This window comes from Nostoc sp., assembly GCF_036916975.1.
Lineage (GTDB): Bacteria > Cyanobacteriota > Cyanobacteriia > Cyanobacteriales > Nostocaceae > Nostoc.
In genome coordinates, this window is the sequence record NZ_JBALFF010000049.1 from 20838 (window position 1) to 42569 (window position 21732).

Here is a 21732-nt window from a genome sequence, read left to right on the forward strand (position 1 = left end):
TCCTAACTTTTAACCCTTAACTCCTAACTTTTGATTTTTCAGCCTTTCTGGTAGGCGATCTTGTCGAATTAAGTCTTGATAAGTTTCACGTTGCAAAATTAAATTTGCTTCGCCATTCGCCACCACAACTGCTGCCGGTCGGGGCAAGCGGTTGTAGTTAGATGCCATACTGTAATTGTAAGCACCAGTTCCCATAACTACGAGAATATCTCCTGGTTCAGTCTTTGGAAGTAGGGCATTCTTAATCAGAATATCTCCTGATTCACAATGTTTACCAGCAATTGTGACTGTTTGGGTTAAAGGTGAAGACATTTTATTGGCAACTACTGCCCGATAAACTGATTGGTAAGTAATCGGGCGGGGATTATCAGACATTCCCCCATCGATCGCTACGTAGGTACGAATTTCTGGGATAACTTTGGATGAACCAATAGTATAGGCAGTGACGCAAGCTGTGGCAATTAGCGATCGCCCTGGCTCACTCAGTAATTTCGGCAAAGGCAGATTTTCGGCCTCACAAGCTGCTTGAATTACTTCACAAATCGCCTTCACCCACTCTTCAATACTAGGGGGATCGTCTGATTCTGTGTACTTAATCCCTAAACCGCCACCAACATTTAACTCTGTAATATTTAAACCATACTTCCCGGCATCCCGCAGCCACTGCACCATCACAGCCGCCAAATCTTGATGCGGTTGGCGCTCAAAAATTTGGGAACCAATATGGGCGTGTACTCCTACGCAATTAAGGACAGGTTGTTGACTGACAAAGGTAAAAACTTCATCTAAATCGTTGGGATCAAAGCCGAATTTGCTATCTAAGTGTCCCGTGCGAATATATTCGTGGGTGTGACACTCAATGCCGGGAGTTAACCGTAGCATAATGCGGATTGATTGACCTGGTTGGGCAATTTCCACAAGGGTACGCAACTCATACCAGTTATCCGCCACAACGGTAACACCAGAGGCGATCGCTAAAATTAATTCTTCACGAGATTTATTATTTCCGTGAAGGTAAATTTTATTGGGACTAACACCTGCTTCTAAGGCGGTGTAAAGTTCGCCTCCAGAAACTACATCGATACCTAAACCCTCAGAGGCTGCGATCGCACAAACTGCTAAACAATTCCAAGCTTTTGAGGCGTACAATACTTGAGATTCGCCCTTGTAATATTGCTTAAAAGCATCTCGGTATTGCTGACAAGCCGAACGCAGGGTTTCTTCATCTAAAATATATAAAGGTGAACTAAACTGCTCAACTAGGGTTGTGACATCACACCCACCAATTTCCAGGAGGTCATGATGATGAACCCTGGCAGTCAGGGGTAAAAGTTCTTGATTAGGCGATGGATTTGCCTTGGTGTCGTGCCTTTGAGGTAAATATTGACTTCCAGAATGTTGAACCCCAGTGGGGTGAGTCGATACCATAACTATAAAAGTTTTCCTTGTTCAAATTACGGGCTTTGAGTTAGTCTCCCGATTCCCAGTGTACAAAGGGTTTGTAACGTTATTCAATAAATGTGAGCTCATTAGACTTAGAAATTAAATTACTGACATTAGAAAATCTCAGTGCTATTTTGGAACTCGATCGAGCTTGTTTTGGCGGACTTTGGACAATGGAGGGCTACAAACGAGAATTGGATAGTCCCAACAGCGATATACTCGGTTTATTTTCTCCCTCCTCCAGCCCAAGTTTGCTAGGAATGGGTTGCTTTTGGTCAATTTTAGATGAAGCTCATATTACAATTTTGGCGGTTCATCCCCAATATCACCGTCAAGGTTTGGGTGCGGCTTTATTATATTCACTCATTAAGACAGCTTGCGATCGCAAAATGGAGCGAGCTACCCTCGAAGTCCGAGCTTCCAACTTGGCGGCAATATCTTTATATCAAAAATTTGGCTTTCAAACAGCTGGGCGGCGGCGGCGTTACTACCAAGATAACGATGAGGATGCCCTAATCCTTTGGCTGCCAGATTTACAACACCGTAAATTTAAAGCAACTTTAGACCAATGGTATTCCATTGTCAGCGATCGCCTCGAAAAATCCTCAAGGCACTTGCTTTTTAACTGATTCGTAATTCATTACGAATTATATTTTCCTAATCGTAGCCCCCTCCTCGCTTTTCGGGAGGGGGCTGGGGGTGGGGTTCTTGTCGCTCACAAGGGCTGAGAACCGCTATATTTAATTGGGCATTATTAATTTTGAATTATTGGGGCTTGCGATCGCCTTCAGCAAAAAAATGTAACTTTGCCACGCTTATTTATATTTAAATATTTTATTTAAAATTAAGATTGAATAATAAACTTTTATATTAATTATTTTTGCTTGATATTAAAAAATATATATGTTAAATATAAATGTTTGGGATTGAGTGAAGAAACTCTCAATGTAAGCAGTGAACTGTTTGTAATAAATCCCAAAAAGGCTGGTGAACTAAAGCTCCTCAGTACACTAGCCAGATAAGAGTAGTCAATAGTTAACAATTAGCCCATCAACTAAAGTCATAGCTTCAGGATGTCTATAATCTGTTATACAGGCATCCAAAAGCTTTGCCTGTGCTAAAATCAGCATACCGGCACGACCGCAGATGATGGGATAAAGCCATGTTTGAGCGCTTCACAGAAAAAGCCATTAAGGTAATCATGCTGGCCCAAGAAGAGGCCCGCCGTTTAGGTCACAACTTTGTCGGAACCGAGCAGATCCTCTTGGGTCTGATTGGCGAAGGCACTGGAGTGGCTGCCAAGGTGCTGAAATCAATGGGCGTCAATCTCAAAGATGCTCGAATTGAAGTTGAAAAAATTATCGGACGGGGATCAGGCTTTGTTGCCGTGGAAATTCCGTTTACGCCACGGGCAAAGCGAGTTCTAGAACTCTCCTTGGAAGAAGCACGCCAACTGGGGCATAACTACATTGGCACCGAGCATCTGCTGTTGGGCCTAATCCGCGAAGGGGAAGGCGTAGCAGCCAGGGTGCTAGAAAACCTCGGTGTGGATCTGTCTAAGGTAAGAACCCAAGTCATCCGCATGTTGGGAGAAACTGCCGAAGTTTCACCAGGCGGTTCATCCGGGCGCACAAAAACCCCGACTCTGGATGAATTTGGCTCCAACCTGACCCAGATGGCAATGGATAATAAGCTCGATCCAGTGGTGGGACGGGCGAAGGAAATTGAGCGAGTGATTCAGATATTGGGTCGCCGAACTAAAAATAACCCAGTGCTGATTGGGGAACCAGGGGTTGGTAAGACTGCGATCGCTGAAGGTTTAGCTTCACGCATTGCCACTAAAGATATCCCTGATATTCTCGAAGATAAACGCGTCGTCACATTGGATATTGGTTTGCTCGTAGCAGGCACCAAATACCGGGGTGAATTTGAAGAACGCTTGAAAAAAATCATGGATGAAATCCGCTCGGCGGGTAATGTCATTCTCGTGATTGATGAGGTACACACCTTAATTGGTGCGGGTGCAGCCGAAGGTGCTATTGACGCAGCAAATATCCTCAAGCCAGCTTTGGCTAGGGGTGAGTTGCAGTGCATCGGCGCGACAACCCTAGATGAATACCGGAAGCACATCGAGCGAGATGCAGCTCTAGAGCGGCGTTTCCAACCAGTAATGGTTGGGGAACCCACAGTTGATGAAACAATTGAAATTTTATATGGTCTGCGCGAACGCTACGAGCAACACCACAAACTGAAAATCTCCGACGAAGCCTTGGTAGCGGCGGCGAAGTTATCAGATCGTTACATTAGCGATCGCTTCCTCCCAGATAAAGCCATCGACTTAGTTGATGAAGCTGGTTCTAGGGTGCGCTTGATTAACTCCCAATTGCCACCCGCAGCCAAAGAGTTAGACAAAGAACTGCGTCTGATATTAAAAGAAAAAGATGACGCAGTGCGCTCTCAAGACTTTGACAAAGCTGGGGGATTGCGCGATCGGGAAATGGAAATCAAAGCCGAAATCCGAGCGATCGCTCAAAGCAAGACCAATGCAACAGGTACAGAAGGTGAAGAACCTGTAGTTACAGAAGAAGACATTGCCCACATTGTCGCTTCCTGGACTGGGGTACCGGTGAACAAACTCACCGAATCTGAATCTGAAAAGCTGCTGCACATGGAAGACACCTTGCATCAGCGTTTAATCGGTCAGGATGAAGCTGTGAGAGCAGTTTCACGGGCAATTCGTCGCGCTCGCGTCGGTTTGAAAAATCCCAATCGACCCATAGCTAGCTTTGTCTTCTCTGGGCCTACTGGCGTAGGTAAAACCGAGTTGGCGAAGTCCTTAGCTGCTTACTTCTTCGGTTCCGAAGAAGCGATGATCCGCTTAGATATGTCCGAATACATGGAGCGTCACACCGTCAGCAAGCTGATTGGTTCCCCTCCAGGTTATGTTGGCTATAACGAAGGTGGTCAGCTAACCGAAGCCGTGCGGCGGCGTCCTTACACCGTGGTGTTGTTCGACGAAATCGAAAAAGCGCACCCCGATGTATTTAATATGCTGTTGCAAATTTTGGAAGACGGTCGCTTAACTGATGCTAAAGGTCGCACGGTAGACTTCAAGAACACTTTGCTGATTTTAACTTCCAATATTGGTTCTAAGGTAATTGAAAAAGGCGGTAGTGGTATCGGCTTTGAATTCTCTGGAGAAGACGCCAGCGAGTCAACTTACAACCGGATTCGCTCTTTGGTGAACGAAGAACTCAAGCAGTACTTCCGTCCAGAGTTCCTCAACCGACTCGATGAAATTATCGTCTTCCGTCAGTTGAACAAGCCGGAAGTGACCCAAATCGCCGAAATTATGCTCAAGGAAGTATTTGGTCGTCTGACTGAAAAAGGTATCACCTTAGAAGTCACAGACCGCTTCAAAGATCGTTTGATCACTGAAGGTTACAGTCCCAGCTACGGCGCAAGGCCATTACGTCGGGCAATTATGCGCTTGTTAGAAGATAGCCTAGCAGAAGAAATTCTGTCTGGTCGGATTAAAGATGGCGATACAGCTTTAGTTGATGTGGATGAAAATGGCGTTGTGCAAGTTAGTTCTGAACAGCGTCGGGAATTGTTACCCCAAGGTGTTGAGTAAGATTTAGGATTTGGGATTTAAATCTCAAATAGAAAATTAGAAGACGGTAGAGTGTTTATTGCTCTACCGTTTTTTTGTGGAAAAATATCTGAGTTTGCGATCGCTATGTTTTGATTTTGCTCGTAATTTTGGAATCTAGCTGTTTTCAGCTTTCATCTGGAGTAATACCAACAAATATTATATATTGGTATCATACAGGAGAAAATTGTATGCAAAAAAATACAAGTGTTACCTTGGGTGAGCATTTTGAAGCGTTTATCGCCAATCAAGTTGACAGCGGTCGTTTTGCTAGCGCCAGTGAAGCGATTCGAGCGGGACTGCGCCTTTTAGAAGAGCGAGAAATAAAACTTGCCGCTTTGCAACGAGCATTGACAGACGGGGAGAACAGCGGATTTGCTGACTATTCTCTCTCAGAATTGCTTGCAGAACTTGATCGTGAATAAGCTAATCAGCATTTCGCCTTACTGAATTAGCCACTCAAGACTTGCTATCAATCGGTCGCTACACCCAAAAAACATGGGGAACTGAGCAGAGAAACCGTTATCTTGCTATCTTGGACGATTGCTTTCATCTCTTGGCACGAGAGCCACACAGAGGACGTACTTGTGATGATATTCGCTCAGGATATCGCAAGTACCACATCGGACGACATTTGATCTTTTATCAGGAAACCAATGAAACTATCGATATTATTCGTATTTTCCATGATCGTATGGATGTGGAGTCTTATTTCAACGAAGACTAACCCAAAGATAACCTATTCCTTAACATGAGAATTATTACCCCAAGGGGTTGAATAGGATTTAAAATTTTAGCTTTATCGTTGGCATATTAGATTGATCGAATAAGCACTAAAAGGTATTCCAAGTTATGACCTTCAGTGATGTAGTTGAAGCAATTAAAAGTCTTTCCAGCGAAGAAAAGTTAAAAATTCAACTGTTATTACAGCAATATCTACGGGAAGAAAGGCGTGAAGAGATTTATCAAAATTTTCAGGCGGCGCAAGTAGAACAGCAAAATAGTAAACTAAAGTTTTCCTCAAATATCGATGAACTGAGACAACTGATAGAAGAGTGATGATAAAAGTAAGTTTCAGTTATTCATTGAAATGAGCAGATAAAAATCAATATTCAAAAAACGGTAGAAGACAAAACTTATCTACCGTTTTTTTGTTGTCTACCAATATGACAAAAACACAAACAGCAGATGAATCTAACCTTATCCCTTCTATAATTTCTGCTTCGCTGTTAATTATACTCTGTCTGCGGGAAAACTAAAAATAAGCGCTTAAGTCGCTGCAAGCAGTTGAGTGAGAGTAAAGCATAGTATGGATAGCGGTTCACAGATTGACAATGTTCAAAGTTTTGTCAAACTTATTGGTGATAATGACAGTCTTTGGGAAGTCCTTCTAGGAAGAGAAGTTATGAACATTTTCCGAGGAAGAGGACGAATTTCTTTATTAAAAAATAGCAAAGCATCAAATAATTACATTTCAGAGATTTGGGTAAGTTACCCGATTACAGTAAATATGCCTTATATGTATGGAAATTATTATACTATTAGATATAAAAAAAAGATATTTATTAAAGAATTTAATATAATCGCTCCACCTCTTTGTCCTGAAGAAATTGCTGGCCTCATACAAAAGGGAAAAATTATTAGAAAACTTGATTATATAACTATGCAATTAGAGGAAAAACATCAGGAACCTGATCACCTCGAACAGCAGCGTAAAAAACAAGAAAGGCTTCGACTCTTAAGAGAGCATGAAGAAAGAAAATGCAAACTAGAAGAACAACATCAGGAACGCGCTCGGCTTGAACAAGAGTACAGAGAAAAAGAGAGACTTCGACTCTTAGCAGAGCATGAAGAAAGAGAACGTAAACTAGAAAAACAACGTCAGGAACGCGCTCGGCTTGAGCAAGAGCGCAAAGAACAAGAGAGGCTCCGGCTCAGAAAAATAGAACAAGAACGACAAGAACGCGCTCATTACGAAGCAGAAAAGCAAGGTTTACTCAAGAGCATAAAAGAACAATTTGAGCAAGATTTTCTCAATGCTGATAACTTATATCAAACTAAATATACTAAACGCATATCATTTCAAGAGTACCAAGCTGAAAAGTTAAGTTACGTACAATCTTGGGTACAAACCAACTTAAATACCTCACCTGACCTTGAACAAGCAGCAGCAATTGGTGCTGTGGAAGGTCATATACAAGTAGTAGCACGGGCTGGAAGTGGCAAAACTTCAACATTGGTCAATCGTGCTTTATTTTTACAAAAACATTGCGGTGTTGCACCCAATTAAATATTACTTTTAGCTTTCAATCGCAAGGCTGCGGAAGAAATACGAGAGCGCCTGACTCTACAATTACAAAGCTCTATTCCTCATGTAATGACTTTCCATGCATTAGCTTATGCTTTAGTTCATCCAGAAGAAGGTATTCTTTTCAATGAACGAGATGGACAACAGAACCAAGCCCAAGTTTTACAGACTGTAATTGATGAGTATCGCCGCAACCCAGATGTTTCTGAAAAAATTCGCGTTTTGATGATGGCAAACTTTCGTGAAGACTGGGAGCGCATTGCTTGGGGTGGTTATGATAAAAGTCCTGAAGAAATGTTGCGTTACCGTCGCTCATTGCCAAGAGAAGGGCTTGACGGAAACTACTACAAGTCTTTTGGTGAGAAAGTAATTGCTAATTTTTTATTAGAACACAACATTAGATACAAGTACGAGCGTAATTTTTGGTGGGATGGCATTAATTACCGCCCTGATTTCACGATTGTTACTGGAGAAAATCAGGGGATAGTTATTGAATATTTTGGACTAGAAGGCGATCCAGATTACGATATCATGTCAGAACAAAAGCGAGAATATTGGCGAAATCGTCCTAACTGGCATTTTGTAGAGTTATCCCCGACAACCCTCAGATTTGAGGAAGTAGAAGGTTTTTGTGCTTTACTCAAGCGATGTCTTGAAAGTTATGATGTTAGGTGCGATCGCTTGACTGAAGATGAGATTTGGACAAAAATTCAACTTAGAGTTATAGACCGTTTTACCAAAGTAGTAGGAGGATTTATCCAACGTTGTCGCAAACTCTCCCTCACTTCAGAAAAGTTAGCCTCTCTCGTTGATAATCATAAGTGTGCTAGTGATATCGAGCAGCGTTTTTTGGAGCTTGCACAAAAGTTTTATCAGTCCTATTTACAACACCTTCAGGCAACAGGCGAGGATGATTTTGATGGACTGATGCAAAAAGCTGCCGCAGTTGTCGCATCAGGAGAAACTGTATTTCGTCGCAAATCTGGCACTGGCGACTTAAAGTTTCTTCGATACATACTCATTGATGAATATCAAGACTTTACAGAACTCTTCCACCATTTAATAGAAGCAATTCGACAACAAAATCCTCAAGCACAATTTTTCTGTGTAGGTGATGACTGGCAAGCAATTAATGGTTTTGCTGGTTCTGATCTTCGGTTTTACCAGAATTTCGCGCAGTTTTTCCAGCCTTCGCAAAAACTCAATATAGCTACTAATTACCGTTCAGCTACTTCAATTGTCGATATCAGTAATACATTGATGCATGGATTGGGTACTCCTGCTCGCGCCCATAAAACTATGCTTGGAATGGTTGATATTGCTGAGATTGGACAATTTGATCCAACTTCCAAGGAGCAAGAAGATCATCCGGGAGATAACATAACACCTGCTATATTACGCTTACTAAACCAGATTATCAGAGATGGTAAAAGTGTGGTTTTACTCAGCCGAAAGAATAGTTTACCTTGGTATGTAAATTATGGTAAATGTACATCAACAAATAGCTCACTCGACAGGTTTCTAAAATTGTTACACTCCTACCTTCCTGAAGAATCAAGAAAGGCTGTAACCATATCAACTGCTCACAAGTATAAAGGTCTTCAGAATGATGTAGTTATAATACTTGATGCTGTCCCTCGTTGTTACCCATTAATACACCCTGATTTGATGTTTAGCCGTATTTTCGGTGATAGCATTGAGCAAGTAGTTGATGAAGATCGTCGTCTTTTTTATGTTGCCTTAACTCGTGCAATAGAGCATTTATTTATTCTTACAGAAACCAAAAACTTGTCACCTTTCCTTGAGGAATTAAAAAGTAGGAAAAGAATTAACTTACTTGATTGGTTAGATTATCCGCCTTTTGTTGGAAGCATACAGCGCATTACTGTCAAAGTGGGTAATCAGGCTGGACAAGGTATAACACCCACCATCAAAATCAAACATTTACTTAACGCTGAAGGCTATACCTGGAGGGTAATTGAATGGTCAGCTTGGTGTTGTACCTATCCTGCACAGGATTTCTCAATACAACAATATTTTGATAACGCTCAGTGGATTTCTCACGCTGCTGGTATTGAAGTACGATTTTACGACGATTTAGAAAATATGTTGGCAAAGTATCATGTTGATCGAGGACAATATATTCCAGTGATTAATAATATTCCCGAAGTCGATTTAGGACTAAGGTGAGTAGCTACTCTCAATTAGCCACCTACGTTCTATGCAGTGTTCAATTCCACTAGTCCAGTGCATTTTGAGATGCTAATGCTATGCTGTGAATATTTGACATAGCTTTAATGCTAAAACTATGAAAGCTTTCACTGCAATTGTTGAGCGAGATTCTGATACAAAGCTTTATGTTGGCTATGTTCCTGGATTTACTGGAGCGCACTCCCAGGCGGAAACATTGGATGAATTACAAGAGAATCTGCGTGAAGTAATTGAAATGCTTTTGGAGGATGAAAATTTAGCATTTGAAACTCAACTACATTGCAGTATACCTTGGTAGTAGAATTAGTATACAACATCAACTAAGGAGCAAGGACGTGCAAAGTATACTTTTAAGCAGTGAAGAAGTTGCACGACGTGCGAAGGAATTATATGAAAATAGCATTCGTCAACAAGTATATCGAGAAGAAAACATCGGTAAGATGGTGATTATTGATATAGAAACAGGTGAATACGCAATTGATAAAACAGGCTTAGAATCGGCACATCTATTACGCAAAAATAATCCATTTGCTCGACTTTTCGGTATTCGTATCGGTTATAAGGTTGCTGTTTCCTTCTGTGGTTTTCGGGAGCCTGATTCATAGTTAATTCTGGTATTTTCAAGGATGTACACGCAACTATTAATGTAGAATTTCGACTGCCAAATATACCAGATTTTACTATTAAATTTGTTATAGACACAGGTTTTACAGATTACCTTTGTTTACCACCGTAAGCAGTTGTTTTGTTGGGTTTACCCCAAAGTCAGTAGCTACTCGTCAATTAGCCACCCACGCTCTATACCATATTCAATTCCGCCAGTCCAGTCCATTTTTAGATGCTTCCGCACTTTATAGAATAAATGTTGAACTACAACTGGATTAATTGAATTTTTAACATATTTTTCTTCATATCTAAATTCTCGGTCAGTGTTTTTTTGCTGGCGTAGTACGTAAATTTGGTCAACTTTGTACTTGCGAAGATTGACATCACTGGTCAACTTGATCCACTCCATAAGTACAACATATAAACTATTTGGATTTTTTGCTTTTAAGTCCTCTGCTGCTCGTGATGAACCTTCGAGCATAGTTTTATCGAGATATGTCTTACATTCAATTGCAACAACTGGAATATCGAAAATGTGAGTTTCGGTGTTTCCTGTAACTGTAACTTCAGAGTAGTTTTCCGGTTCCTCTTTAAGAAGTGGGAGTATTTCACCAGGATTTTCGTCTTTCTCCGGTGGGGTTGCTGCTTCAAACGATACTTGAATAGTGGCTCCAATTACAAAGTCATGATCTTTCTTTTCAATCCGTGCATACGGACGCTTAAGCATTTCAGAGTATTTTGGCGGCACAAAGAAAATATCTTTGAATGTATGTGATTTACCGATGAGAGCATTTTCTCCAAAGTCTCTGACTAAATCTTTAAACAGATAATAGAGAAATTCCTCCAGCACGCTAGAGTGAAGGTTCGATCTAGAATCAAACTTTTCAGCATAGTGCTGCTGGTCTAAAAAATCCTTATATTTTGATAGAAGTTCTACCCTAGTAGCAATAATTGCGTCATCTTGAGCAGTAGGTGTTGATGTCGGACCAACTAATTCGAGATTAGTTGAACGCCACATATCATACTCAGTTCTAATTTCAGTGAGATATTTTTTACTATCAATATCTCTGTATTTTGTGCGGTGATTTTCCTTTTGTTCAAGATTAGAGCCGTGAACTAAAGGGTTCCGATCGCTTTTGGGCATAGCTCTAATTTCTCTTGAAGATGAAGTGCGATCGCTTTAGCAAGAATAGGTGGTACAGCATTACCTACCTGATTGTACTGGCAAAGAAACTTCTCGTCGAATCTCTCTTCTCGATGTAATAATTTGTGAGATACAACAGTCTTTTTCCCTAGAAAACGATAAGTGTCAGGAAAAGATTGAATACGTGCGCCTTCACGGGCTGTCAAATTACGATGCTGGAAAGGATGAAGAAAATTGGCGTAAAACGAAGCGGCTATTGTATGTGATGGTTTATATGGATTTAAACGTCGGTTATTCTGGTCATAACTTATATCAGATAACTCACCATTTCCACTACGCCTTCTAGCCCCATGTTCTTTTGGTGCGTCTGAACTTGATTCACCCCATTTAATATGTTTGAAGCGTTCTACAAGCCTCTGGGAATGATCCATTGCAACATGATTGTAAAGTGTTTGACTCCCATTCTTGATCCATCTTTGATAGTTATTGAGAGCTTCTGAAATATAAGGTTGTTCCTCTTCACCCTCACATGCATTTAGTGGTGGTAAATCTGAGATAGCATCCGACAAGCTTAAGGCAGGAAGTAAACCCATGCAAGCAAATATTGATAATTGAGAGCTATTGATATGCAATAAATCTAAAGAATGTGTTTTTGGAGGAATACCTAATTTTTTTCCTATTTTATTGCCAACAATAAAAATACGCTCCCTAATTTGTGGTACACCATATTCAGCAGCATTTAATGACCATATTTCTACAAAATATCCGAGATTCTCAAAAGTTTCTTTAATGATATCTGTTACTTTTTTACCTTCAATATTTTTACGCGAAAGCAAACCTTTAACATTTTCCATTACAAAAGCTTTAGGTTCGAGAAAACATATCCACTCAGCAAAGTGAATGAATAGACTATTTCTAGGGTCTTTAGGATCTTTTTGTGCTGGGCCGGCAATACTAAAGCCTTGACATGGAGGCCCACCAATCACAATATCCGGTTTGAAGTGACAAATATCTTTAACGCTACTTGCAGTGTTTAAATCACGGATATCCTGTTGAATAACTGTCATATTAGGACGGTTGTAGCGCAGTGTATCACAAGCCCAGGCATCAATCTCAACGGATAAAGGAACAGAAAAACCTGCCATCTCGAAACCTAGACCAAAGCCGCCAGCCCCAGCAAACAAATCAATAATGATAGGTTGTGCTGTTACCATAAACTCTTAATGTGGTTACTCATCTAGTTTACCTTCTAAACACTCTACAATGATACCCTTGTACCGCTTTGTCAACCTGCTACACAGTTATTCAAATTTTATTTTAGATATGCCTTTATTCAGAAAAAAAGATTGGTTATTTAGTCTATTAGTAATATCTTTAATTCTATGGCTAATATTTTTAGGAAACTCCCCTTTACGAGATTGGGATGAAGGTACTGTGGCACAGATTGCGCGTGAAATTTGGCGTGCGCCACTTGGTTCAATGCATTGGCTTTACCCGACTTTGGGAGGTGAACCTTATTATAATAAGCCACCCCTGATGCACTCGCTAATTGCTTGGACTTACTCTATCGGAGGCGTGAATGAGTTGACAACACGTTTACCGGGTGCAGTGTTAACTGCCTTGGGAGTGCCTTTGCTTTACTTGGTGGGATGTTTGCTTTTTAACCAAAGTTTACCAGCTTTGTTTGCCGCTTTAGTTTACTTAACGATGTTGCCTGTGGTGCGTCACGGAAGGCTAGCAATGCTAGATGGTGCAACTATTACCTTTTTCTTGCTGTTGTTGTTTTGTTTGCTAAAAGCCCGTCAAAATCATCGCTATGCTTTAGGTGTGGGATTTTGTCTAGGGTTAATCACTCTAACTAAAGGGATGATAGTTTTGCCACTAGGAGCGATCGCTTGTTTATTCCTGATTGCAGATCGCCAGTTTGCTTTGTTAACAAGCCCCTATTTATTAGTGGGAATATTTTTAGGAAATGCACCCGCGATCGCTTGGTTTTTTGCTCAATGGCAACATTATGGCGAAAATTTCTTACAAGTTAATTTTCAAGCACAAACTTTTAATCGCCTTACACAATCTGTTGAAGGTCATAAGGGGCCTCTCTGGTACTATTTAATTGAGATAATTAAGTATAGTTTTCCTTGGCTATTATTTTTACCGGGAGGCTTTTATCTAGCTTGGAAAAAACGTCATACTTCCTGGGGTAGCTTAATTATTATTGGCACAAGTGTTTACTTAGTAACTATCTCTTTAATGAGAACTAAACTGCCGTGGTATGTTATGCCTGTATATCCATTTTTAGCTTTGGCAATTGGTGGTAAACTTAGCGAAATTTGGCAGTATGGTCATTTTAAAGGGCGAATTTTAACAATATTTTTGGCTATTATTTCTATTGCTGGTTTAGGAGGTTGTGTTTACTTTTTTATTAAAAAAGAAGCTATTTTAATAGTCATGAGTATTGTTTTGGTAATAAGTATGGGCATCGCAGCATGGTTAGTTAAACAGCGCGATCGCAACTTTATTCCAGTGTTATTTTCTGGGATGTATTTAGTTTTAGCACTGTTGATGAGTTCGCAATCATGGATTTGGGAATTGAATGAAGCTTTTCCTGTGAAACCAGTAGCGGAATTAATTCGGGCAAATGTTTCACCAGGAACACAAATTTATACTTCTTTTGCTTATAATCGTCCTAGTTTGGACTTTTACAGCGATTGCAAGGTAACTGCTGCAACTGTGCCAATTTTACAACAAATGTTATCTAATAAATCTTATTTGCTATTAGACAATCAGGCTTTACAGCAAATCAATTTAACTGGTAGTAAAATTATCGGAGCAGCTAACGGATTTACACTGATTAAGTAGGTAGGCGTAATTAAATATAAGATTAAACCTCACCCTCAATCCCTCTCCGATATATTGGAGAGGGAAGCCGGAGGCAGGCAGGGCTATTTCATTCTAAAATGTGACGTTTTCAAAGTCCCTCTCAAAGATGTGGGAGAGGGATTTAGGGTGAGGGAAAAAACTACGGTTCTCAACTTAAATCGCGTTTAAATTCTTATTTTTCTGAAAAAGATTCCTAAAAACTGCCGTAAAAATAGAATGAAATAGCCCTGGGAGGCAGGGTGAGGTTTTATATTTAATTTGACCCACTTACTTATCAAAAATTAATTATATCAAAAGCCATAGATCCCCAACTTCTCAAATAAGTTAGGGATCTTATTTATTGCTAAACCACCAATGAATGATATTAATCAACCTAAGCTACCCAAATATCGCGGACAAATCGAATTTGCAGATAGATAAATGAACTTTTACTAGCTGTTATAGCACTACGAGCCTTCGTTCGTTACTTGAACAGTGGATTGGCTAGATTGGGCTAGATAGATACCCGCTAAAACTACCGCAAAAGTCGCCCAGTCAAACAAACCTACCTGTTCTGAAAAAATGAACCAAGCGAAAATGGAAGCCAAAACTGGATTGAGGAGAAGAGTAACGGCGACGACGCCCGAGGAAAGTCTGCTGAGGCTATAAGTTAGAAGTCCCTGACCCAACACTTGGCAGAAGAGAGCTTGAAAAATGATGAAAAACCACCCCATCCAAGAATAGGGAAACAATCTCTCTTCGATGAATGGGAGGATAGGCAACAGAAACATTGTAGTCACACCACAACGCCAGAGCATTATGGTTGCGGTAGTAAATCGGGTTTGGAGTTGTTCTATCAGTAGCAAATAGGTGGCAATAAAAATCGCGGTTAAAAATGCTAGCGCATCACCAAGTATTTGGTCAGTTGCAAATTGCATCTTATGAATTTCAAAGGCGATCGCTCCTAAAAGCGCTATAACCATACCAATAACAAATCTCTTATCGAAGCGCCGACCTAATAACAGATACCCAGCCGCAGCAACAAATAAGGGATTCAAATTAGATAGTAAAGCCACGTTAGCAACGCTAGTTTGACCCAGCGACCAAGCCCACAACAACAGAGAAGTCGTTGCAGCAGTTCCCATTGCCAATAACAGCCACACGTCCTGTTTTGTAAAAGGCTTCTGTTCTATAGGTTGACGATCAGATTGTTGGCGGCGCAAAGCCTCAAGTCCATTCCACAGACCAAAGACGACTGCGGCGATCCAACTGCGATGAAATCCTACAGCATTTGCACCAATTTCTTGTTCGCACAATTTGGCCAAAGATGGTGCTAAAGATATGGGAATTAGGGCAACAAATAATGAGATAGTTCCTAGAAAAGCTGGTCTTTCGGAGAATTGTTGTAGTAACAACAGTTTGTTCGTCATACTTTTAACGAAAGTGTTAACTATCTTTTTGACTGATTCCTGAAACGGCAAATTAACAACAGCTTGGCTAGATATGCCTAAGTATAAACCCATTAAAACTACAGCAAAACCTACCCAATTTGAAAAAGTTAATTTTTCCGAAAATATTATAAGAGCGAAAATACCACTAAATACTGGCTCTAACAGATGCACCAAGGAGACAACCACAGAGGAAAACTTGGCAAGGCTATAGGTCAAAAGCCCATGACCTAAAACTTGGCAGACTAGGGCTAGGGAAATTACCCAAAGCCACCCACTGACTGTAGATGGGAAAACCCGATCTTGAGTGAACAAAAGTATGGGGAAGATGACTAAAGCCGCGATCGCACTGATCCACAACTGGATTGTAACAGGAGAAAATTTAGTTCGTAATTTTTCTACGATTAGCAAGTATCCACTCAAGAAAACCGCAGAAACGATCGCAGCAAAGCCTCCTTGAACTTCGTCTGTGGCGATTTGCAGTTCCTCAAATTCAATAGCGATCGCTCCTCCAAGGGCGATAACCATCCCAATTAGGAATTGTCTCTCAAAACCCTGACGAAATAACAGCCACACCCCTAAACTAGTAAATATGGGGGCGAGGTTATGCAATACACTAGAAATCGCAACGCTAGTTTGAGTCAGCGACCAAGCCAAAAAGACTAAAGTGGCAGCCCAAAGAATACCAGCGCCTAGCAATAAGTACAGATCCTGACTGGTGTAGGTCTGCTGTTCTACAGGTTTTTTTAAGGAGAATTGCTCCCCTATTGCCTTGTATCCATGCCATATCAAGAAGACCACACTAGCAAGCCAAAAGCGATTAAATACAGTGGCAGTGGGGCTGAGTTCAACTTCGCTCAATTTCATAAAAATAGAGCCAAAAGAAATGGCACCTACACCTACAAATAATGAAGCGATCGCTATCTTCGTTTGATTGGATACATTCATTAGGAAATTTAAATTCAACCTCTTACCAAGAAATAATCAACTAACAATTATTGATTAACTATTTGTTTTGCTTTTTAACCGAGCCATTGATCTTTTCCATAATCAATCCATTGTTGCACAAGAGCGATCGCAGATACAATACTCACAAATAATAGGTTTTTATATTTTCTTTCTCCCGGAAAACAACAATATAAATATCCTAAAGCTAGAAAAAAGAAAGGTATTGCAAATATATATCTGCCTAAACTCACTAAGCGGTTTTGTGTGAAAAATACAATTAAAGAATTTATTACTGAAAAATATATACAGAACCAAAATAGATAATTATTTTGTAAGCTTTTTGTGAATTTAGAGGTCATTATCTCCTTTTTTGCACCTCGCCAATAATTCAAGATATACGCTAATACTAATCCGGGCGGATATATTATTAAGATATCCCAGATAAATAATTTAGGAATAAATACCAATAATTTTTGATTTTTAGATTTGCAATATATTATAATCAAAGAAATTATTAAAATTAAAACTGGCAAATATAAACCTAATAAATCAAACAAGGGAGATTTAGGGAAAAATAGTAAGTCTAAATGTAACCCTAATGTTTTACCCCATAGTTTTTGGTCGTGGAATGGCGCGAAAAAATCTCCTCTTGATTGCAGACATGAAAATCCATAAATAGAATATCCTAATATTGCTGAAATAGATATTGCGATCGTTCGGAAAAGGTTACTTTTACTTAGCTGTTTTGTTAGCAAAAATATTGTTATTAATGAGAACAAGCAAGCAAAAATCATCGGAATTAGTACCGGACGAGTTAAAGCCATTAAAATGCTAAGAAACGATAGCAGTATTAATTTTATTTTCTCATTTAATTTGTTCTCAGGTAAAAGCAACCATATCAAAAAAATTCCTAGTAGAGAAAACAAGCTTTCTGTGTAGCCTATAACGCGAAAAATCGCCATAGGGTTGAGGGTGTAAGCAAGAGTAATTAATAATGCCAAATACTGATTTTTTAAAGCTTTTTTAAATATCCAAAATACTAGAGGAGTAGAGATGCAAAAAATTGCTGTAGCTGTAATTTTAAAATAATTTGCATATTGTTCTAAACTTTGGGGATAAAATAGGTGAGTAATTATAAAACCCCAAAAAGGATAAAAAGCAGTACAAGTATTTTGCAAAGCCATATTTGCATAATGCTCTATATCCCAATAGTAACTTTTTTGTGGTAATTGAGAAGGAATTGTCCGGCTTAACTCAGTGGGCGAAAAAAACTTATAAAAAGTATCAGGGTAAATTAGCATACCCACAATGGCGCAAACAATAAAAGCGCTATAAAGAATTATATAAGGTGTTAAATGTGTGCTAAGATTTACCTTTTTCATTTTATTATCTCGATTTATGAAATTTAATTCAACTTATTAGCAATAAAGAATCAACTCATTGATTAAATCTAGGACTTACGCAAAAAACCTCTCAAACTCTTATTCCTCTGTGGACTCTGCGTCCTCTGTGGTTCGATTTTCCGTTCCTTGTGCGTAAGTCCTGAAATCATCTAAAGTAAATAGGCAAGAAGAAATCAAACTAAATTATGTAATGTAAAATTCATGAAATTCGTTTTTAGTAAGCGGCTCCAGCTTTTTTATAAGGTCTGAAGCGTCTGATTCCCAACCGAGTGGGTAAATTTATTGTTGGGGTAAAGCAAGAGGGAAGATTTTGACTAAGTTTATCTTTCTTTGCATAGTTTTTATTGTACCTACCTACTTATTCACACCTACCTAAACCACGTCTATCTTGAAACCTATAGTTCTTCGATGATGAAAAGGATTTGCCCTCATCCCCCAACCCCGAATCCCAAATCTGGGATTCGGCCAGCCAGAATTTCAAACTCCCTCTCAACCATTTGGGAGAGGGATTTAGGGAGAGGGTGAAAACTACGGTTCTCAACTTAGATAAGGTTTACTAACCAACCCAGCGCTCTTGGGCAAATCCTACAGCTATTTTGGCTAGTAATGTCACAAAAGCGCCCAATATTAAATATCCCTGACGAGGATGGCGAGATAGCAGCACACCAATGGCTATATTTAGAGGCACAATACCATAAGCGAGACGGCTCAAAGAGATAGTACCTCCAGAAGCTAACAGCAAACCAATACCGCAAAAGCCATAAATAACTGTAACTGCGGTCAATTGCCTACTTAAGCGCCACAACACATAGCCACCACCTAAGACCATAAACAAGTTGAGCAAGCTATTAATCCACTCTTCAGTTGCCAGAATCAACAAAAATAAGATTAAAGCATAAAAGCCATAAAATAATTTCACAGAACGAAAATGTTGACGGAAACGCCATAAAAGATAGCCACTGGCAACAATTACGCCAAACAACAACAGATACCAGGGGTCTTGAATCCCACCAGATGGGTTTTGAACCCAACCATATTGCCAATTATTTGTGCCAACTACAATTTGCATTAGCATATTTAACCAACCCTGCCAATCAAACCCCAGAGTAGGTCGCCATCCGCGCTGTGCTTCAATAAAAGCTAAAGGGTTGCCAAAATAAATCGCACAATACAAACTGAATAGAAGTATGCCAATAGCGGTAGTAAAACCAGCTATATAGGCAATGGGTGGTCGGCGTTCTTTCCAGGCTGCGATCGCAAATGCTGGAATTAGTGCCATACCTGTAGGACGTGCTGCTGTCGCCATCGCGCCCCAAAGTGCAGTCCAGCTATACTGCTTTTGATCAAACGCCCGCAAAGCCGATGTACTCAAAAACAAATACAAGCCCTCTGTATAAATCACCCCCGTAAACATCGAAGATGGATATAAAGAAACTACAGCAGTCGTCCACTGCGCTGCATTGATGCCATAATTTTCTTTAATCCAAAAGTACAAACAGTAAAGGGCTGCGAAAAATGCCAAGTTGTTGATTAACGTACCTGCTAATTCAAACGGCAAGCCTAGTTTCATCAAAACCCAAATGCTTAAGGGAAACAGGGGAAAGAAAGCAAGATTGTGTTGTTTGCCGTCATTGACAAATTCATATCCAGAAGTAGCGATCGCTCGATAATGTATACTATCCCATGCATCAAAAACCCTCCAGCCAAAATGGGGCAAAAATTCTTCTGCTGCTAACGGTAGTTTTGGTGCAACCAGCAACATAGCAGTCCAGATGAATATTCGGCTGGCAAGCCATATTGCTGCTGGAAACAGGAAATCATTTTTCCATAAAACTTTTTTTCTAACTATCTGAACTTTAACCATAAGCTTAAGTGCTTTAACAAACTCCTTTATGCATCCTTTTACATAGGGAGCATCCCGTCAGGTGCAAAAACTTTGTGTTTGCCCTCATCCCCTAACCCCGAATCCCATCATTTGGGATTCAGGGAACTAGAATTATGTCTCCCCTCTCCCATGTTTGGGAGAGGGGCTGGGGGTGAGGGAAAAGATTTAAGCCAAAATTGGGATGCTCCCTTTACATATAGCTGCAACACACCGATTTATGAGTAAGAGTTTGCATATTAAATCCTCCACCAACATCATTAACAAACTGGACAGATTAGCAATTAATTAAAATTATTTCTTATTTGGTTACTTTTGACAATTTTCTCAGAATTTATCTTTAAAAATATACTATTTATAAATACAATTTTTGTCTAGTTATATGAAAAATCAGCAGATTTAGTACTTTATGGCTACCAGTCTATCGAGTTGAAATTAACGGATTGGGGCTAGCGCAGTGACGAAGACACAGGTAAATTTTCCGTCTTTGCGTCTCCCCCTCTCCCTCCCCAGCGTCGTTAGTGTATCGATTATAGTGATTCCTGTTATTAAAGAGTCCCCGGCAATTTATAGTGGGAGTTGTCTGTAAATCCTTAAGCAATTGTGAAAGCGATTACTCTTGTTGGTTCCACTGGTTCTATTGGTACTCAGACTTTAGATATTGTCACTCAGTACCCAGATCAGTTTCGGATTGTGGGATTGGCATCTGGGAACAATGTAGAGATGTTGGCTGCTCAAATTCGGCAGTTTCGACCGGAAATAGCAGCCATTTGCTCAGAAGATAAATTACCAGCGCTCAAAGAAGCTCTCATTGGCCTCGATCCCCAACCAATTCTACTGGCTGGTGAGGCTGGAGTGATAGAAGTCGCTCGCTACGGCGATGCTGAAACTGTTGTCACTGGGATCGTTGGTTGTGCTGGTTTGCTACCGACGATCGCAGCCATTGAAGCTGGTAAAGATATTGCCTTAGCAAACAAAGAAACTCTCATTGCTGGGGCCCCTGTGGTTCTCCCCCTAGTCGAAAAACATGGTGTAAAATTACTCCCTGCCGATTCCGAACATTCCGCAATATTTCAATGCCTCCAAGGTGTGCCAAAAGAAGGCTTGCGGAAAATTTTGCTGACTGCATCTGGTGGGGCTTTCCGAGACTGGGATGTAGAAAAGTTAGCAGATGTAACTGTTGCTGACGCGCTCAAGCATCCTAATTGGTCGATGGGGCGTAAAATCACTGTAGATTCTGCTACTTTGATGAATAAAGGGCTGGAAGTAATCGAGGCTCACTTTCTGTTTGGGTTGGATTATGACAATATCGAAATTGTCATTCATCCCCAGAGCATTATTCACTCGCTGATTGAACTGCAAGATACTTCAGTTTTAGCCCAACTCGGTTGGCCGGATATGCGCTTACCTTTGCTGTATGCGCTATCTTGGCCCGATCGCATCTACACCAACTGGGAACGACTAGATTTAGTCAAAGCTGAAAACTTAACCTTCCGGGAACCAGATCACCAAAAGTATCCTTGTATGCAGTTAGCTTATGCTGTGGGTAAAGCTGGTGGTTCGATGCCAGCTGTGTTGAATGCCGCAAATGAGCAAGCTGTGGCTTTATTTTTAGATGAAAAAATTCGCTTTTTAGATATTCCCCGGTGTATCGAATGGGTGTGCGATCGCCATCAAAATGATAACCGTACAAATCCAACTTTAGATGACATTTTGACAGCAGATAAATGGGCAAGACAAGAAGTTTTAACAGCGACTGAAAAGTTAGAAACTCACTCGCGGATAATTTCTTTGCGATAAAAACCTTTACTTCAGATACCCAAAAAGC

Annotated in this window: 15 protein-coding genes and 2 pseudogenes; 11 read left to right on the forward strand and 6 right to left on the reverse strand. The window is 40.2% G+C overall.

Features of this window, described 5'->3' with window-relative positions; all coding sequences use genetic code 11:
- Positions 1-9 precede the first annotated feature (9 nt).
- Positions 10-1428, reverse strand: a complete 1419-nt coding sequence (gene lysA / locus V7K73_RS11050; protein ID WP_334879843.1) for a diaminopimelate decarboxylase — start codon at positions 1426-1428, stop codon at positions 10-12.
- Positions 1429-1520: 92 nt separating this feature from the next.
- On the opposite strand from lysA, the gene rimI reads away from it, so the two are divergent.
- From rimI to V7K73_RS11095, 9 genes and pseudogenes are all read left to right on the forward strand, one after another.
- Entirely contained in the window at positions 1521-2072 is a 552-nt protein-coding gene (gene rimI, locus V7K73_RS11055) for a ribosomal protein S18-alanine N-acetyltransferase (RefSeq protein ID WP_334879844.1), read from the forward strand.
- 533 nt (positions 2073-2605) lie between these two features.
- On the forward strand, positions 2606-5077 hold the full coding sequence (locus V7K73_RS11060) for an ATP-dependent Clp protease ATP-binding subunit (RefSeq protein ID WP_334879845.1): 2472 nt from the start codon (positions 2606-2608) through the stop codon (positions 5075-5077).
- Positions 5078-5286: 209 nt separating this feature from the next.
- A complete protein-coding gene (locus V7K73_RS11065) occupies positions 5287-5520 on the forward strand; it encodes a type II toxin-antitoxin system ParD family antitoxin (protein WP_334879847.1) in 234 nt (77 codons plus the stop codon).
- A gap of 26 nt (positions 5521-5546) precedes the next feature.
- Positions 5547-5822: pseudogene (locus V7K73_RS11070) on the forward strand (type II toxin-antitoxin system RelE/ParE family toxin); the annotation flags it as partial.
- A gap of 125 nt (positions 5823-5947) precedes the next feature.
- The gene (locus V7K73_RS11075; RefSeq protein ID WP_334879849.1) at positions 5948-6154 is read left to right on the forward strand and encodes a hypothetical protein; all 207 of its coding nucleotides are present in this window, start codon (positions 5948-5950) and stop codon (positions 6152-6154) included.
- 604 nt (positions 6155-6758) lie between these two features.
- Positions 6759-8576, forward strand: a pseudogene (locus tag V7K73_RS11080) (UvrD-helicase domain-containing protein); the annotation flags it as partial.
- A 135-nt stretch (positions 8577-8711) separates the two neighbouring features.
- Positions 8712-9593 (forward strand): 3'-5' exonuclease, encoded by an 882-nt coding sequence (locus tag V7K73_RS11085; protein WP_334879877.1) that lies wholly within the window; start codon positions 8712-8714, stop codon positions 9591-9593.
- 118 nt (positions 9594-9711) lie between these two features.
- On the forward strand, positions 9712-9912 hold the full coding sequence (locus V7K73_RS11090; RefSeq protein WP_334879851.1) for a type II toxin-antitoxin system HicB family antitoxin: 201 nt from the start codon (positions 9712-9714) through the stop codon (positions 9910-9912).
- A 37-nt stretch (positions 9913-9949) separates the two neighbouring features.
- Positions 9950-10219: a hypothetical protein gene (locus tag V7K73_RS11095; RefSeq protein WP_334879852.1), complete on the forward strand. Its 270-nt coding sequence runs from the start codon at positions 9950-9952 to the stop codon at positions 10217-10219.
- A 167-nt stretch (positions 10220-10386) separates the two neighbouring features.
- Here the strand turns inward: V7K73_RS11095 and V7K73_RS11100 are convergent, their stop codons facing one another.
- Complete coding sequence (locus V7K73_RS11100; RefSeq protein WP_334879854.1) at positions 10387-11364, reverse strand: Bpu10I family restriction endonuclease; 978 nt, start codon at positions 11362-11364, stop codon at positions 10387-10389.
- A complete protein-coding gene (locus V7K73_RS11105) occupies positions 11337-12578 on the reverse strand; it encodes a DNA cytosine methyltransferase (protein ID WP_334879856.1) in 1242 nt (413 codons plus the stop codon). The genes V7K73_RS11100 and V7K73_RS11105 overlap by 28 nt, the downstream gene beginning before the upstream one ends.
- Before the next feature lie 109 nt (positions 12579-12687).
- On the opposite strand from V7K73_RS11105, the gene V7K73_RS11110 reads away from it, so the two are divergent.
- Positions 12688-14223, forward strand: a complete 1536-nt coding sequence (locus V7K73_RS11110) for an ArnT family glycosyltransferase (RefSeq protein ID WP_334879858.1) — start codon at positions 12688-12690, stop codon at positions 14221-14223.
- Between the two features lie 467 nt (positions 14224-14690).
- On the opposite strand, the gene V7K73_RS11115 is transcribed toward V7K73_RS11110, so the two are convergent.
- From V7K73_RS11115 to V7K73_RS11125, 3 genes are all read right to left on the reverse strand, one after another.
- Positions 14691-16619 carry a DMT family transporter gene (locus tag V7K73_RS11115; RefSeq protein ID WP_334879860.1) on the reverse strand — a complete coding sequence of 643 codons (1929 nt, stop codon included), beginning with the start codon at positions 16617-16619 and terminating at the stop codon, positions 14691-14693.
- Positions 16620-16693: 74 nt separating this feature from the next.
- Positions 16694-18001, reverse strand: coding sequence for a mannosyltransferase (locus V7K73_RS11120; RefSeq protein WP_334879862.1), 1308 nt, complete (start codon positions 17999-18001; stop codon positions 16694-16696).
- A gap of 577 nt (positions 18002-18578) precedes the next feature.
- Positions 18579-19886: a mannosyltransferase family protein gene (locus tag V7K73_RS11125; RefSeq protein ID WP_334879863.1), complete on the reverse strand. Its 1308-nt coding sequence runs from the start codon at positions 19884-19886 to the stop codon at positions 18579-18581.
- A 621-nt stretch (positions 19887-20507) separates the two neighbouring features.
- Here V7K73_RS11125 and dxr point away from each other — a divergent pair.
- Complete coding sequence (dxr, locus tag V7K73_RS11130; protein WP_334879865.1) at positions 20508-21704, forward strand: 1-deoxy-D-xylulose-5-phosphate reductoisomerase; 1197 nt, start codon at positions 20508-20510, stop codon at positions 21702-21704.
- The last annotated feature ends 28 nt before the right edge of the window (positions 21705-21732 follow it).